This window comes from Methylophilus sp., assembly GCF_052437885.1.
Classification (GTDB): Bacteria; Pseudomonadota; Gammaproteobacteria; order Burkholderiales; family Methylophilaceae; genus Methylophilus.
Genome location: NZ_JBQVPB010000003.1, coordinates 88,689 through 103,766, shown reverse-complemented (window position 1 = coordinate 103,766; position 15,078 = coordinate 88,689). Strand labels below are relative to the sequence as shown.

The following is a 15,078-nucleotide window of genomic DNA, read 5'->3' as shown; positions in this document are numbered from 1 at the left end:
TCATTAGATGGAAATCATCGGACTATTTGGGGGCACCTTCAACCCCATCCACAATGGCCATATTGCGCTGGCGCAAAGCGTAGTCGATGCCCTGCATTGCAGCCAGATCCGTTTTATCCCGGCCGCCATCCCGCCACACAAAGCCATACCGGCAGTCACCGCCCAGCATAGAGCCAATATGGTCCAGCTGGCAATTGCGGATCACCCCGGCTTTATATTGGACACCTGCGAGCTTGATAGACAGGGCGCGTCTTACACCATAGAAACCCTGCACCTGCTACGCCACCGCCTGCCTGACCTGTCGTTATGCCTGATCATGGGGCAAGACAGTTACCAAAAACTGCCGAGCTGGCACCGCTGGCAGGAACTGCTGGATTATAGCCACCTGCTGATCGTGCATAGAGCCGCAGCGGAAGCCACGCTGCAACTGCATGCGCCGCACGCAGACAAACTGGTGGATATTGCCCAGGCGGCCAGCCAGTTCGCCGCCCAGACACATGGCCTGGTCAGTTATTTGCCGCTCACACCACCAGATGTTTCCTCTACCCATATCCGTGCCGCCTTAGGCCAGGGCGATACAGTGATAGAGGCTATGCCGGAAAAAGTGCTGTATTACATCAAAGAGAATCATTTATACCAGTCATAGACTGCGCTGGTTTCTGCACTGACAGGCATTCCTTAAACAGGCATTCCTTAAACAGGCATAGCTTAAACAAAAAGACCCGGGCGTATCACTGCCGGGTCTAGGTAGTTAGAATTTGACCGTCACACAGGCATATCGCCTGTAGCAGACATTTAGTGTCTGGCTGGCTGGTCTATCAGTTTTTCTGGCTGGCCTATCAGTTTTTTTAGCTGCTGTGCATCTATCTCGCCATCTGCGCCTTGCAGTTGCCCCAGTATCTCCTGCTTGCGGCGGCTGAAAGTGACTGCCAGTTCGCGCAGATCCAGTTCCTTGGATTTGCGCACTTCAGGAAACATCTCTGTTTCTTCCTCTTCCACATGGTGATTGATATATTCACCCAGCACGGTCACTTTTGCGTCGTACATAGGGTCGGCCGGGTCCATAGACTGAATCTGCGCGATCAGGTCTTTTGCGCTGTCATGTTCAACCACTGCCTCGTTGAGCATGGCATCATCGTCTATGGCCGCGCGTGCGCCCGGGTAAAAAGCTTCTTCTTCTGCCATGGTGTGTGCGATCAGCTCGGCACAGATCTTGTTGGCGATCTGCACCTTGCCTTTGTTATCGCCTTTCTCAGCCAGCTTGTCGAACTGTTTAAACATTTTTTTGACTTCAGCATGGTCATTTTTCAGTAACACGATCACATCGTGTTTGACGCTGGTTGCTGCCGTGGATTTTACTGGGCTGGATTTTTTTGCTGCTGCATGTGTTGCTGTTGTCATGGTAAATCTCCTGGTAATTTAGTTGGCATGCATTGATAAGTACAGTCATTCGTCACTGGAATGACCTTGTTGTAGTGGGTGTAATCATGCGGGCTGGCCTGTAAACACACCATGCATTTTCTTCTGAATTTACTGTAGGAAAAGTCGCACGCCTGACACTGCATCCTTTAAAAACTGTTTGCAGCGCTTGAGTTTGAACGATCTGCCAAGCGGGGGATGCCCACTGTTTGCAACGATAAAAAGAGTTGTGCGAGTTGCCAGTTTTAAGCCAAAAATAAATATAATGACCACTGCACGACAATTGACCATAGCCTGTATTCACTCTCCGCAGCTATTGATAGAGAGCCAGCCTGATTGAGCCAACCTGATTGAAATGGCCGCAACGCTTAACACTTTAAGGAAGAAGATGGGATCAGATCGTTTAAGCGCATCTCGTTTAGGCATGTTTAAACGATTGTTGTGGTTGCTGGTGTCATTGCTTTCAATGCTGGCGTACGCGGATGAAGTGCTGCCCAACCATTACCCTGAAACCAGCCTGACGCCTCCACTGCCACTTTCCGCGCAGGAAAAAGCCTGGATAAAAGCCCACCCCAACCTCAGGGTGGCGGTCAAGAATGGCTGGATGCCTATCGAGTTCCAGCTGGAAAACCAGAAGCATGCCGGCATTTCGATCGATTACCTGGAGCAGATCAGCCTGCTGACCGGGCTGACCTTCACCATTGTCGATTACCACAACAATATCAACACCAATGAGGTGGAGTTGATGACCGGCATCCGTGGCGAGAACTATCCCAAAGGCTTTCAACTGGTGGCAACACCCTATCTGGAAACCACCAATGCGATCTATGTCTCCTCCAGAAATGTGCAGCTTGCAGACAATCACAACCTTAACCAGCTGTCGCGCAAGACCGTGGCCGTGTTCAGGAATGGCCCACTGGCACAGGCGCTAAAAACGTCGGTGCCTGATATAGAGCTGAAACTGGTCGATATCGCTGACGACGCTTTTGAATACCTGGATGCGCACGAAGTGGACGCCTACATCGGCAATGAGCTGGTGCTGGATTACCATATTGATTTCCACAGGATAAAATCGATCAAAAAAAGCGGGGTCACGCCCATCACCAGCAAGGTTTTCATGGCCGCCAGCCAGGCACATCCGCAGCTGCAAGGCATACTCAATAAAGCCATTTTGCAGATAGGCACCAACCAGCCAGAGATTCTGGATACCTGGAAGATCCAGCCGCAGAATCCATTTATCAACTATCTGATCGCGACCATTTCATTTTTTGCCGTGGTGCTGCTGTTTCAACTGATCAAGCTGTATAAATCGAGCAAAAAGCAGGCGCTGGCTTCCGAACAGAAGATCTGGTTTCAGGCCAATCATGACTTTCTCACCCAGCTGCCCAACCGTTACTTTCTTAAAAGCAAACTCACACAGGCCTTGCATCAATCAGAGATCAGCCTGAGTAATATAGGCGTCATCATTATCGACCTGGATAACTTCAAGGAAATCAACGACACCGCCGGCCATGCCATCGGTGACGAGGTGCTGGTCAAGGTGGCTGAACGCATCAACGCCATGATCGCGCCGCCCAATATCATGGCCAGGTTCGGCGGCGATGAGTTTCTGATCCTGATGCAGGAAAACCCCGATGCACAGGCATTGCATGCGTTCTGTGCCCGGCTGATAGAGGTCATGGCAGCGCCTTTCAAGATACAGCAGAAGTCTTTTCTGGTGTCTATCAGCATAGGTGCTTCACGCTACCCGGATAACAGCCGCAATGTGGAAGAACTGATCATGTTTGCCGATGAAGCCATGTACCAGGCCAAGCGCACCGGCAAGAATAAATTCATTTTGTTTAATGAGAACATGCACGACGTGTTCACCAGGCGCACCCAGCTGGGCAACGAGTTACGCCATGCGGTAGAAAGGCACCAGCTCTACCTGCAATACCAGCCTATCTATAACCTGCACAACCAGCATTGCGAAAAAGTCGAAGCGCTGCTGCGCTGGTACCATCCCGAGTTCGGCACCGTACCGCCCGATGTCTTTATCAATATCGCCGAAGAGAACGGCTGCATCATAGAACTGGGCGACTGGGTATTCCAGCAAGTGCTCAACGATTTCGCGCTGCTGAACAGACATTTCGGCGACATTGAGGTCTGCATCAACCTGTCGCCTATCCAGTTCGCCCAGTCAGCATGTATACATGCATTCATCAGCAATATCAGCAGCAGGGGTATCCCAGGCGCGCGCTTCTGTTTCGAGATCACCGAAGGCCTGTTGCTGGAACCTTCCAACAATGTGATCGATAACCTGAGCACCATCAATGAACACGGCATACGCCTGGCGCTGGATGATTTTGGCACCGGCTATTCATCGCTGGCTTATTTGAATAAATTCAGCATAGATTATGTGAAGATCGATAAATCGTTTATCAGCAACATCACCGCCAACGCCAACGACCTGGCCTTGTGCAAAACCATTATTTATATGGGTAAGCAGCTGAATATCAAGCTGATCGCCGAAGGCGTGGAAACACGCGAGCAGGAGGATTTATTAAAAGAAATGGCCTGTGATTACTCACAGGGTTTTTACCGCGCGCGGCCGCTCACCATACGTGACCTGGCGCAGGTAGACACAGAGGCTGACGCAACGACAACGATTTAACTTGAAATTTAAGCGACGTGACGCGCCAGAAACTGGTCCAGTTGCCTGGCAAACGCATGCCGGTCAGAGGCCTGCATGGCAGCAGGTCCTTCGGTTTCCACGCCGCTGGCACGTAGCGACTCCATAAAGTCGCGCATCGCCAGACGCTCGCGGATATTCTCAACCGAATAAAACTCGCCGCGCGGGTTCAGCGCGTGACCACCTTTTGCGATCACCTGTGCCGCCAGCGGAATATCAGCGGTGATCACCAGGTCGCCCGCCGCCAGCGCCGCCACGATCTCATTGTCTGCCACATCAAAGCCTTTGCCCACCTGCATAGACCTCAGGTAAGGCGATGGCGGCACAAACAATAGTTTATTGGCGACCAGGGTAGTGCTCACTCTGGCGCGTTCCGCCGCCCGGAACAGGATCTCCTTGATCACCACCGGGCAGGCGTCGGCATCGACCCAGATCTGCATCAGCGGTTACCGGGTTTATGCCTGTTGCCCTGGCCATTAGCCTGCTGATTATTATTGCCAGGCGCCTGCCTGTTTTGCGTATTCGCCCCTGGTTTAGCGCTGAACAATGCGCCGCCCTGCGGCCGGTTACCATTGGCAGGCTTATTGCCAGCGTGCCTGGGCTGTGCCTGGTTGCCGTTGGCGGCATTGCCTTGCGCAGGCCGGTTCTGCTGCGGCTGACCAGACCGTTGCTGGCCTGGCTGGCCTTGCGCAGTACGCTGACCTTGCGCTTGCGGCTGCGCTGCCTTGCCGGCAGGGCTGGATGATTTGGCCTGATTAGGACGGCCCTGGTTTGGACGGCCCTGATTAGGACGATTTTGGTTCTGACGCCCAGGATTCTGCCCACGCGGTGGCCGGTCTGGCTCTTCACTGCCTTTGGCCGGTGGCTCAAAGCCTTCTACCGCTACGCGCGGAATCTCGCGTTTGATCAGCCGCTCTATGTCTTTCAACATGCCGAGCTCTTCGCGGTCTACCAGCGAGATTGCGGCACCGCTGGCACCGGCACGGCCGGTACGGCCTATGCGGTGCACGTAATCTTCAGGCACATTCGGCAATTCAAAATTCACCACTTGCGGCAACTGATCTATGTCCAGCCCGCGCGCAGCGATATCAGTCGCCACCAGTGCCGGGATGGTACCGGCTTTAAACTCGGCCAATGCCGCCGTACGCGCGTTCTGGCTCTTGTTGCCATGGATCGCCATCGCCGGGATACCATCTTTGACCAGCTTCTCCGCCAGGCGGTTAGCGCCATGCTTGGTGCGCGTGAAGATCAGCACCTGTTTCCAGTTATTCTGCTTGATCAGGTGGCTGACCATTTCGCGCTTGTGCGCCTGCGGCACCATGTGCACACTCTGCTCTATCAGCGCATTTGACTGATTGCGGCGCGCCACCTCTACCAGGTCAGGCGCATTCAGCAGGTTATCCGCCAGTTTCTTGATCTCGTCAGAGAAAGTGGCCGAGAACAGCAGGTTTTGCCGCTTTTTAGGCAGCAAGGCCAGCACTTTCTTGATGTCATGGATAAAGCCCATATCCAGCATACGGTCGGCTTCATCAAGCACCAGTATCTCTATGCCGGAGAGGTCCAGCGCCTTCTGCTGCACCAGGTCAAGCAGACGGCCAGGCGTTGCCACCAGGATATCCACCGGCTTTTTCAGGCGGGCGATCTGCGCATTCACGCTCACGCCGCCAAACACCACCAGGCTTTTCAGCGGCAGGTATTTACCATAAGTAGTCACTGACTCGCCAATTTGCGCTGCCAGCTCGCGGGTAGGCGAAAGGATCAGGCAGCGTGGTTTGCCAGTCGGGGTATTGACCGGGGTTTCAGATAATCTATGCAGGATAGGCAAGGTGAAACCGGCTGTTTTGCCGGTACCTGTCTGCGCGCCAGCCAGCAGATCACCGCCGCGCAACACATAAGGGATAGCTTGCGCCTGGATAGGCGTAGGCACGGTGTAACCGGCATCGGCGATCGCGCGCTGCACAGGCGCACACAGGTTTAAATCAGCAAACGTCACGTTTGCAGGGGTATTGTTTTCTATGGACAAAGTCATTCACTTTTAGAACGTGCACAGCCATTATCAAAAAGGGCCACACAACAAATTATTGGGCGCTGGTCTGTTGCGAGCCGCAACACCAATCTGGACAAACGAGATGATATTTCTAGAGATTTACTAGGCCGCTGCGATGATTGGAAGGTCACAGGGTGGTTGCATTATACGCGGCTTCTGCGTTTTCATTAAAAACGATTTAATCTGATCACAAAATCAGAGAATTTAGCCCGCTAAATGACAGAAAGGAAAACCGTGAGCGTCGTGACGGTTTCATCAAAGATCCAAGTGGTTATTCCTAAAGGTGTACGCCAACAAATGAATATAAAAGTTGGTCAAAAGCTAACTGTTCGCGTCAACGGAGCACATATGGAATTGTTTCCTATGCACCCGATGAACGCTGCACGAGGCTTGTTACAAGGCATAGATACCCATATAGAGCGCGAAGAGGGTCGCGCTTGAACCTAACCTAAATACTAACTATGCGGATGGATTTAATGCCTAAGCCATCTTACCCCGCGCCGCATGCAGCTTCTTGTAACTATCGATCAAGCGATGATGCCTGTCCAGCCCTTCCAGTTTCATGCTGGTGGGCGTTAAACCGAAGAAACGTACGCTGCCCTCTACAGAGCCGATCACGGCATCCATCCTGGCATCGCTAAACATACGGCGGAAGTTGCTTTCATAATCAGCCAGTTCAAGTTCATCATCCAGCACCACTTCGAGCACCACATTCAAGGCCTGGTAGAACAAGCCGCGTTCCAGCGAGTTGTCGTTATATTGCAAAAACGCACCCACCAGCTCGTGCGCCTCTTCAAACTGCTGCAAAGCCAGGTTGGTCAGCAGTTTCAGTTCCAGCACGGTGAGCTGGCCCCAGTCGGTATTCTCGTCGAACTCAATGCCGATCAGGGTAGCGATATCGCCGTAATCATCCAGCTCGATATTCTCCAGGCGCTCCAGCAGCGCCTGCAGGCTGGCGTCATCCAGCTGATGCAGGTTGAGGATATCTTCACGAAACAACAATGCTTTATTGGTGTTATCCCACACCAGGTCTTCTACCGGGTAAATCTCGGAATAGCCAGGCACCAGGATACGGCAAGCGGTCGCGCCCAGCTGGTCATACACAGCCACATAAGACTCTTTGCCCAACTGCTTGAGGATAGCGAACAAGGTCGCGGCTTCGTCAGAATTGGGGTTTTCGCCCTGGCCTGAAAAATCCCACTCTACGAATTCGTAATCAGCCCTGGCGCTGAAAAACCGCCACGAAACGATGCCGCTGGAATCAATAAAGTGTTCGACAAAGTTATTCGGCTCAGTCACCGCTTCGCTGGCAAAAGTCGGTTGCGGCAGATCATTCAGGCCTTCAAAACTGCGGCCTTGCAGCAATTCGGTCAGGCTGCGTTCCAGTGCGACTTCCAGCCTGGGGTGTGCGCCAAACGAGGCAAACACACCACCGGTGCGCGGGTTCATCAGGGTCACGCACATGACCGGGTACTGCCCACCCAGGGATGCATCTTTCACCAGCACAGGAAAGCCCTGCTCTTCCAGCCCTTTGATACCCGCCACCACGCCAGGGTACTTTGCCAGCACGGCCTGCGGTACATCCGGCAAGGCGATCTCCCCCTCTATGATCTCGCGTTTCACCGCACGCTCGAAGATCTCGGATAAACATTGCACCTGCGCCTCGACCAGGGTATTACCCGCGCTCATGCCATTGCTGACAAACAGGTTCTCAACCAGGTTGGTGGGGAAATACACAGTCTCGCCATCCGACTGCCGCACAAACGGCAGCGAACATATGCCACGCTGCACATTGCCTGAATTAGTGTCTACCAGGTGCGTGCCACGCAGCTCGCCATCGGCGTTGTAGATCTCCAGCGTGTAGTCATCAAGGATCTCTTTCGGCAGTGCATCCTTACGGCCAGGCTTGAACCAGCGCTCGTCAGGATAATGTACAAACGCCGCATTGGCGATCTCTTCGCCCCAGTACGAGCCGGCATAAAAATGGTTGTTACTCAGCCGCTCTATATATTCACCCAGGGCAGAAGCCAGCGCGCTTTCCTTGGTCGCGCCCTTGCCATTGGTGAAACACATGGGCGAATGCGCATCGCGGATATGCAGCGACCACACATTAGGCACGATATTGCGCCACGAAGCGATCTCAATCTTGATGCCCAGCCCGGCCAGCACGCTGGTCATATTGGCGATGGTCTGTTCGAGTGGCAAGTCTTTGCCGGTGATAAAAGTCTGCGACTCTGCCGCCGTGTTCACCGTCAGCAAAGCCTGCGCATCGGCATCCAGGCTAGCCACTTCTTCAATAATAAAATCTGGCGCCGCCTGCACCACTTTTTTCACGGTACAGCGGTCTATAGATCGTAAAATACCTACGCGGTCTTTTTCAGAAATATCCGTCGGCAACTCGATCTGAATCTTGAAAATCTGCTTGTAGCGGTTTTCCGGGTCAACAATATTGTTGTGCGAAAGACGGATATTCTCGGTAGGGATATTGCGCGTGCTGCAATACAACTTCACAAAATAAGCCGCACACAAGGCAGAAGAAGCCAGAAAGTAATCAAACGGCCCAGGTGCCGAGCCATCACCCTTATAGCGGATAGGCTGGTCGGCAATCACCGTAAAGTCATCAAACTTGGCCTCAAGACGTAACTTATCGAGAAAGTTGACTTTGACTTCCATGGGGGATACTCCGAATGCTGCAAAAAGATAAGGGCGCTATTATCCCTCACAACGCCTAAGCCGCCTAAAGATAAATTGCAAGCTGCTGATTAAATGCGCTTTTTAGATAATTCAGCCTGAAACGTCCACGCCACAAACCGGCTTTGCTTCTGCCCCTGTGCCATACCCACCGTTTTCACCGTCACCGCCTGCACCTTTTTGAGTTCACGATACACCAACGGCAAATTGCTGGCTTTAGAAACCAGCGTGGTAAACCACACGCACTGTTTGCCAAACTGCCTGCTCTCGCTGATCATGGCGCTCAAAAACGCCGCCTCACCGCCCGCACAAAACAGCTCATTAGACTGCCCGCCAAAATTCAGCGCCTGCGGCGGCTTTTTACCCAGCCCGCGCCACTTGCGCTGCGTGCCCGCCTGCGCCTCAGCGGCTGAAGCATGAAAAGGCGGGTTACATAAAGTGAGCGTAAACTGCTCACCCGGCAAAATCACCCCTTTGAAGATTGAGGCAGCATTAGCCTGCTGACGCAAACTGATCTGCTGCTGCAAACCATTCCCCTCAACAATCTGCTGCGCATTGCGCAAAGCCTTTGCATCAATATCCACCCCGACGCATTGCCAGCCATACGCATGTGAAGCAATCAGCGGATAAACCAGATTCGCCCCCGTGCCGATATCCAGCAGCCGCACTTGTTCGGGGTTTAAGTTGGGAACACTCTCTGCCAACAAATCCGCCAGATAATGCACATAATCCGCACGTCCGGGGATAGGTGGGCATAGGTAATTCTTTGGAATATCCCATACCGCCACGCCGTAATAGTGCTTGAGCAGGGCGTGGTTTAGAGCTTTTACTGCTTGGGGGTTAGCGAAGTCTATTGAGGCATCGCCATAGGCATTTGGGCGAACGTATTGGGAGAGTGTTGGATGTGCTTGCGTCAGCACAGAAAAATCGTACCCATTGCCATGTAGGTTACGTGTGTGCAGAATTGATGAGGATAACTCTGGCTTCATGACACTTAAAAAATACTTTTACCCTAGAACACCTGTCTTTATTAATAATACTTTAAGCGACTTATTATGATTATGCTTAAAGTTCGAGGAACTTAGCTCATCTTAGACTGGCTGCAATTTCCGAAGTATTTTTCCCTCAGAAGGTGAGTATGAATGCAATGTGTAATCGCAACCTTGCAATGCATTTTCCAAAACATCTTCCTCTTCAGAAGTTGCAAATATAATTTGGCCAGAGTTCGCAGCTTCAGAAGCACCTTTAAGCAGCCCTGTAAAACTCACTTTATTAGCTTCTTGTTGACGAGGTTCATCAAAAATGAGAATAGCTGGATGATTGGTTTTGAATAAATCCCGCAAACTAAATAGGCTAATTAAATAACTCCAAATTATCCTGATTCCATCACTTGCTGATGTATCAAAACCCAGATCAAAACCTTCTCTGGTAGGCAAATAAGTATCTTTCGATATACCCAATAACTGAGGATCAAAACTAGAAAAACCGAACTCTGATAAATATTTAACGACTTTAGTTCTAAGTGCGTCTAACTTATCAATATCTTTTTGACTAAAGCCATGCTCAGGGAAGTTTCTACGCAAAACTACTAGTTGTTTATATTCATTGTGCAATATATCAAACTTACTTCTAAAATCTGCCAGAGCAACCAACCCTTTTTCATACTCTGCAATTTGATTCTCTAATCTTATTTTCTCTCTCAAAGACTCCTCATCAATTACATTCCGTTCAGAGTACATTTCTCTTTTGAGCCTAGTTATATCTGCGCTATAACTGTCGAGTTGTTTTTCTAATTTATTAAGTTCTATATTCTTAATGTCGAGTTGTACGTTATAGCTATTCAAAACACTTTTAAAGGTAGTTATTTGACTTTTAATAAAGTCTAAACTCTCTTCAAGGGTCATTAAGTCATCGGAACATTCAATCTCAAGATTGTAGTCAGAATACTCTCTACCACATGTTGGACACTCATTATTTAGAACTGGAAGGTCATCCAAGATACTAAAGCTTTTAACCTTCTTGAGATCCTCGTACTTTCTTTTATCATCCACTAGATTTTCTATTCGAACCTCTGTGGATGTAATTTGACTTTTCACAAATGAAATCTCATTTACTAAAAACTCGTACTGGTTTTCCTTTTCCATTACTAAGTTATTAAGCTCTCGCAACCTGTTAAGTAAACTCTCATTTTTTTGTTCAGTTACTATGGGTTGAGATTGTTTTATCTGCTGTGTTAACTCAGCTCTCAGCCCGATCAAAGCAGAGTTCAAAGATTGCCATTTACCTTGGTGCTCTAACAGTACATCAAGTTTAAAAGAGTCAAATGTAGCGGCAGGTACATCTTTAACACCCTGAATCTTTCCATGAAGTCTAATGGCATTAGTCTCTAACTGGATGTAGATTTGCTTCCATTTTTCATGTACATCATCAAGGAGTTTCTTATTTTTTGCTTTGTTGTTAACAGTTTCATTTACATCCATATCCATAAGAAACTCAAAGGCCCGTTTCTTTGCTTGAATAATTTGAAGATGAAATGGGGTTGTTGCTTGGATAGAGCTCCAACCTTTTTTCTGCTCTACAAAAAATAATGGAAAAAGCAAAACTGGATAAAGGGGAGACTCTTTTCCAGAATTATTGGGTACTAATGGCAAGTCCCATGAAATAAAATCAGCTAACCAATGATAAAAACCTAACTCTCTTGAAGTGTCTCCTTCTAAATGTATAAAAAGATTTCTGCCATTTCCTGAGATAGATTCCATATTGGATTCATAAACAGTAATTATGGATTCAGCATCAGCACCTAAAATTTCTCTTTTGAGAGTATATATTTGGCCTCTATCATTACTTATCTCAAGCATGACATAGGATGAGATAACAGGAATCTCCGTACCATTTTCGTTTTGAATGTTTTTAAGTAAGGATGGAGGAAATGGTGGCTTCGACGTTACTTGCCCCAATGCCATTTCCATACCCAATGCATATGCTATAGAGTTAATACATGTCGATTTGCCATGTGTATTTTCAACTCTAAGAATAAACAACCCTTTAGAGAAAGGAATATCTACACCATAAGGACCATCTGCCGTATCCGCTCTAAGTAAGAGTCGGTTTATTGCTATCGTCAAAGCTATACCCCTTTAAATAATCTTAAAACAGCGGCCTCAGAAAGATATCTTTTTGCTTCAACTAAAGCTGCTTTTTCTCGAGTATATATTTCTTCTTCATATAATTTATCAAAAACTCCAATACCTAAATCTGTCAAAGAAATCCGACCCTGCGTTTTCATGGCAATCCCATTAGATACTAGTAAATTTATTACCCTATCAATAGCTGGTTCCAATCTTACATTAGGCCTTTTTCGATCATCTTTACCAGACCATTCTAAGTAAGAACTCAAATGCTCATCTTTTTTGATTATCCAGTTTGCCGTATGAATTTTCATTAGGGATGCAGAGCTTTGCGTGCCAGTAATACCAAGTATGAGAACGACCAAGCAAGATTTCCATAATGGTCGTGTATCACAAGATGTGAAGTTTTTTCTCTTGGTGAAAGTGAATGGCGAATTGAGTATGTCGTTTATTTCCATATCAAAAATCCAGAGGACAACGTATCAACCAATCCGCAATTACTCCCCAAATAATGAGCTCTAGATCAGTTCTTTTTATTGTGGGTATTTGCTCGACAATATCATTCTTAAGCTTTTCAAGCTCAGCCTTAATGACATCCTCTGGTTGCTTTGAACTATCAGTAAGGAATCTGGACTCTAAATAACTTCTTCGATTGCTTATTAAAGTATTTAGATTTGAGTGAATTTCAGGCCACTCTGCTTTCAAATAATCAAGCAGATTTTGATATCCTAAATACTTTTGAACTAAAAAAGACTTAGCCTCTGCAATTTTTCCGGGGTTAACCTTAGGAAGTTTTAGATCCATTTTTTCCAAAAATGAAAGATTTTGATCAATCCAGTCACTTGCTTTTTCAGCATCTACAGGACTAAAGTCCAATGAAAGTTGGTAAACGTCACTCTGTAAGGCTTTTACTTCCGTTCTATAGTCACTTTCAGTCTGTAAAATAATTTGAAAATCGTCCGCTATGTACGGAAGTTTCATCTGTCTAACTTTACTTGACTTGGCTGCGCAATAAAGTGCCATTTCTGAATCTAAATATTCGGATGTAGCTAGTACCCACCGAGATATCTTCATATCCTGAAATAAAACATTAAATGCTTCTCTATTTTTTACAGTCAGCTTTTGTATGTCTTTTCTTATTTTATTCTTTTGTGATTTTGTTAATTTCTCTTTGTCACTTGATTGCTCAGGCAAATAGCATTGAAAAACATGTCCCGAAAAAGTATGACATTCAATACCAAAATCACCACCATATGAGTCTGGAATATCTTTAATATTTGCAGGCCCATAATGCTTTCTTAGAATATCTTTGAAATATTTTTCCCAAGTTTTGGGATCATTTTTAGGATTTACATACATAGTAGTAAAAGCCGACACCCTTTAGTTTTTTGTATTTGTTAAAAGTCTACCACGGGATATTACATAACCTTACTACGTTATATTGAATCAATATGATTACTGAAAAATGTATTTTCCAGCGAGTTAGCACCGAAACCGAAGTTAATTTATGCAAAACACCCATTAAAGTATTGAATTAGATAACAAAACAGTATCTCTACAGTGTATACATACACAAAATTGTCTGTTAATGTAGCAATTATCAGAAAAATTACGGTGTTTTACACCGATCAATACTCGGGGTGTTTATTTAATGATGGACATATCAGGAAAGTATTTGTACACCATACGCAGTGCGAATGGGGTGCTGGTTGAGAACTTGCAGGTGTATGGTAAGACTCGCGCTGAGGCGGATGATAAGATCCGCCAGATGTATTGGCGTTGCGAAATCATCAGTTGCGATATTGTGAAAGATTTGAAAGCACGTGCACCACATATAAAAATGCAGTGGGTACGCCCCTAACATGGGGAGGATAGGTTGGCGTTAAGAACCAGCCCTGATTGCGAACTCTAAAGGCGCTTGTTGATACAAGCGCCTTTTTTATTGCTTGAAACGATGGCGGGTTGTTATTCAAATAGAATGGCTTCAACTCTTGCCAATGTCTCATCCATGATGACCTGCGATACAGTTTCTTTGAGACGTACATTTCGCGCACGCCAGTCCAATGACTTCAACTGATGACAATGCACGGCCCCTTGGGTATCAGTGCCAGACCCCATCAGGGTCACCACTGTGCCGTAGGTGCGAGAGGCCGCTGCCGCGCCCTGAGAAATGGGGCAAATCACCGCCAGACCTTGCTGGTTGAAAACCTTTCCACTCAGGACAAGACCAAAGTGTGGACCTTTCATTTCCCGCCCTGATGCCGGGTCAAAATCAATATGCACGATGTCACCTCGGCTTGGAACGTAGGCCATTATGGATTTTCCAAACCAACGCTAGGCATATCATCCCAACCCTCAACACGTGGCAACCCTTGTGGCATTTCTGCCATCAGCTCGGCCAGGTTGTAGCGTGGCCTCGCTGGCGCCTCTACGGTCATCTTGGCACCAAGCAAATGAAGCTCCACTTGTGAACCTTCTCCAAGTCCATTCTGATCAATAAACGCTTTGGGGACGGTCATCACCAGTGAACCACCAGCTTTTCGTAATGTTTGAAACATAGTTTCCTCCAATTCACCAAATATCCTACTCAAGTATAACTTATTGTTTTACAAAAGTAGGATATTTTTTAGACTTATATCTGAATAACGTCACTTTAGGCGAAATATAAGAACGCACTTTTAGAACAGTGACAGGTTTTTTGCCAGATTAGCTGACTTGTTGCTCTTGCGTCTGGCGGCTTTCTTTTTAGCCATGGGTTTGCTTGGCGGGTCTGGCAGATCGAACAGGGATTGTTGTGCCGGGAACATATCGTCCATTTGCGGGACCAGCAGCTCTGGCCGCAACTCGCAATCAATGCGGATATCTGACTTGGGTATGCAGCAACAAGGCAGGATCTCGTCGGCACCGATAAATGCCAGCGGTTGTTCAAGGTATTCCACTTCGCCCGCCAGCAGGCGTACACGGCAACCGCCGCAATAACCGCTGCGGCATTGGTATTCTACTTCGTGGCCGGTACGCTCCAGGCCTTCGAGCAGGGTTTCCTGCGGGATAAGGTTAAAGCGGATGTGCTGGCTTTGTACTACGCTCACGTCTGGTAGTTTTCACTTAAAGATAAGTGAGCG

General features: G+C 48.0%; 14 protein-coding genes. 3 read left to right on the top strand and 11 right to left on the bottom strand.

Going from position 1 to position 15,078, the window contains the following annotated elements; translation table 11 throughout:
* The first annotated feature begins 7 nt into the window (after positions 1 to 7).
* Complete coding sequence (gene nadD, locus ACT6RZ_RS03805) at positions 8 to 646, top strand: nicotinate-nucleotide adenylyltransferase (RefSeq protein WP_444700864.1); 639 nt, start codon at positions 8 to 10, stop codon at positions 644 to 646.
* 149 nt (positions 647 to 795) lie between these two features.
* Here the strand turns inward: nadD and ACT6RZ_RS03800 are convergent, their stop codons facing one another.
* Complete coding sequence (locus ACT6RZ_RS03800; RefSeq protein WP_444700863.1) at positions 796 to 1,401, bottom strand: hemerythrin domain-containing protein; 606 nt, start codon at positions 1,399 to 1,401, stop codon at positions 796 to 798.
* A gap of 442 nt (positions 1,402 to 1,843) precedes the next feature.
* Here ACT6RZ_RS03800 and ACT6RZ_RS03795 point away from each other — a divergent pair, with 442 nt between their 5' ends.
* Positions 1,844 to 4,072, top strand: coding sequence for an EAL domain-containing protein (locus tag ACT6RZ_RS03795; protein ID WP_444700862.1), 2,229 nt, complete (start codon positions 1,844 to 1,846; stop codon positions 4,070 to 4,072).
* Positions 4,073 to 4,080: 8 nt separating this feature from the next.
* Here ACT6RZ_RS03795 and ACT6RZ_RS03790 read toward each other — a convergent pair whose 3' ends face one another.
* Together ACT6RZ_RS03790 and ACT6RZ_RS03785 are read right to left on the bottom strand one after the other, a co-directional pair.
* Positions 4,081 to 4,530, bottom strand: a complete 450-nt coding sequence (locus ACT6RZ_RS03790; RefSeq protein ID WP_444700861.1) for a YaiI/YqxD family protein — start codon at positions 4,528 to 4,530, stop codon at positions 4,081 to 4,083.
* Positions 4,530 to 6,119, bottom strand: coding sequence for a DEAD/DEAH box helicase (locus ACT6RZ_RS03785; protein WP_444700860.1), 1,590 nt, complete (start codon positions 6,117 to 6,119; stop codon positions 4,530 to 4,532). The genes ACT6RZ_RS03790 and ACT6RZ_RS03785 overlap by 1 nt, the downstream gene beginning before the upstream one ends.
* Before the next feature lie 234 nt (positions 6,120 to 6,353).
* Here ACT6RZ_RS03785 and ACT6RZ_RS03780 point away from each other — a divergent pair, with 234 nt between their 5' ends.
* Complete coding sequence (locus ACT6RZ_RS03780) at positions 6,354 to 6,578, top strand: AbrB/MazE/SpoVT family DNA-binding domain-containing protein (protein WP_444700859.1); 225 nt, start codon at positions 6,354 to 6,356, stop codon at positions 6,576 to 6,578.
* 39 nt (positions 6,579 to 6,617) lie between these two features.
* On the opposite strand, the gene ACT6RZ_RS03775 is transcribed toward ACT6RZ_RS03780, so the two are convergent.
* From ACT6RZ_RS03775 to yfaE, 8 genes are all read right to left on the bottom strand, one after another.
* On the bottom strand, positions 6,618 to 8,810 hold the full coding sequence (locus tag ACT6RZ_RS03775; protein ID WP_444700858.1) for an OsmC domain/YcaO domain-containing protein: 2,193 nt from the start codon (positions 8,808 to 8,810) through the stop codon (positions 6,618 to 6,620).
* Positions 8,811 to 8,899: 89 nt separating this feature from the next.
* The gene (gene rlmF, locus ACT6RZ_RS03770; protein ID WP_444700857.1) at positions 8,900 to 9,817 is read right to left on the bottom strand and encodes a 23S rRNA (adenine(1618)-N(6))-methyltransferase RlmF; all 918 of its coding nucleotides are present in this window, start codon (positions 9,815 to 9,817) and stop codon (positions 8,900 to 8,902) included.
* Positions 9,818 to 9,919: 102 nt separating this feature from the next.
* On the bottom strand, positions 9,920 to 11,953 hold the full coding sequence (locus ACT6RZ_RS03765; protein WP_444700856.1) for a hypothetical protein: 2,034 nt from the start codon (positions 11,951 to 11,953) through the stop codon (positions 9,920 to 9,922).
* 2 nt (positions 11,954 to 11,955) lie between these two features.
* Positions 11,956 to 12,414 carry a hypothetical protein gene (locus tag ACT6RZ_RS03760; RefSeq protein ID WP_444700855.1) on the bottom strand — a complete coding sequence of 153 codons (459 nt, stop codon included), beginning with the start codon at positions 12,412 to 12,414 and terminating at the stop codon, positions 11,956 to 11,958.
* 1 nt (position 12,415) lies between these two features.
* Positions 12,416 to 13,315 carry a hypothetical protein gene (locus ACT6RZ_RS03755; RefSeq protein WP_444700854.1) on the bottom strand — a complete coding sequence of 300 codons (900 nt, stop codon included), beginning with the start codon at positions 13,313 to 13,315 and terminating at the stop codon, positions 12,416 to 12,418.
* A gap of 606 nt (positions 13,316 to 13,921) precedes the next feature.
* On the bottom strand, positions 13,922 to 14,269 hold the full coding sequence (locus tag ACT6RZ_RS03750) for a type II toxin-antitoxin system PemK/MazF family toxin (RefSeq protein ID WP_444700853.1): 348 nt from the start codon (positions 14,267 to 14,269) through the stop codon (positions 13,922 to 13,924).
* On the bottom strand, positions 14,269 to 14,514 hold the full coding sequence (locus ACT6RZ_RS03745) for an AbrB/MazE/SpoVT family DNA-binding domain-containing protein (RefSeq protein WP_444700852.1): 246 nt from the start codon (positions 14,512 to 14,514) through the stop codon (positions 14,269 to 14,271). The genes ACT6RZ_RS03750 and ACT6RZ_RS03745 overlap by 1 nt, the downstream gene beginning before the upstream one ends.
* Before the next feature lie 120 nt (positions 14,515 to 14,634).
* Entirely contained in the window at positions 14,635 to 15,045 is a 411-nt protein-coding gene (gene yfaE, locus ACT6RZ_RS03740) for a class I ribonucleotide reductase maintenance protein YfaE (RefSeq protein WP_444700851.1), read from the bottom strand.
* Between the last annotated feature and the right edge of the window lie 33 nt (positions 15,046 to 15,078).

What these genes read in the sequence shown, in the direction of transcription:
- nadD (WP_444700864.1), top strand. Translation starts at nt 8, where the DNA reads ATGGAAATCATCGGACTATTTGGGGGCACCTTCAACCCCATCCACAAT.
- ACT6RZ_RS03800 (WP_444700863.1), bottom strand. Translation starts at nt 1,401, where the DNA reads ATGACAACAGCAACACATGCAGCAGCAAAAAAATCCAGCCCAGTAAAA.
- ACT6RZ_RS03795 (WP_444700862.1), top strand. Translation starts at nt 1,844, where the DNA reads ATGTTTAAACGATTGTTGTGGTTGCTGGTGTCATTGCTTTCAATGCTG.
- ACT6RZ_RS03790 (WP_444700861.1), bottom strand. Translation starts at nt 4,530, where the DNA reads ATGCAGATCTGGGTCGATGCCGACGCCTGCCCGGTGGTGATCAAGGAG.
- ACT6RZ_RS03785 (WP_444700860.1), bottom strand. Translation starts at nt 6,119, where the DNA reads ATGACTTTGTCCATAGAAAACAATACCCCTGCAAACGTGACGTTTGCT.
- ACT6RZ_RS03780 (WP_444700859.1), top strand. Translation starts at nt 6,354, where the DNA reads ATGACAGAAAGGAAAACCGTGAGCGTCGTGACGGTTTCATCAAAGATC.
- ACT6RZ_RS03775 (WP_444700858.1), bottom strand. Translation starts at nt 8,810, where the DNA reads ATGGAAGTCAAAGTCAACTTTCTCGATAAGTTACGTCTTGAGGCCAAG.
- rlmF (WP_444700857.1), bottom strand. Translation starts at nt 9,817, where the DNA reads ATGAAGCCAGAGTTATCCTCATCAATTCTGCACACACGTAACCTACAT.
- ACT6RZ_RS03760 (WP_444700855.1), bottom strand. Translation starts at nt 12,414, where the DNA reads ATGGAAATAAACGACATACTCAATTCGCCATTCACTTTCACCAAGAGA.
- ACT6RZ_RS03755 (WP_444700854.1), bottom strand. Translation starts at nt 13,315, where the DNA reads ATGTATGTAAATCCTAAAAATGATCCCAAAACTTGGGAAAAATATTTC.
- ACT6RZ_RS03750 (WP_444700853.1), bottom strand. Translation starts at nt 14,269, where the DNA reads ATGGCCTACGTTCCAAGCCGAGGTGACATCGTGCATATTGATTTTGAC.
- ACT6RZ_RS03745 (WP_444700852.1), bottom strand. Translation starts at nt 14,514, where the DNA reads ATGTTTCAAACATTACGAAAAGCTGGTGGTTCACTGGTGATGACCGTC.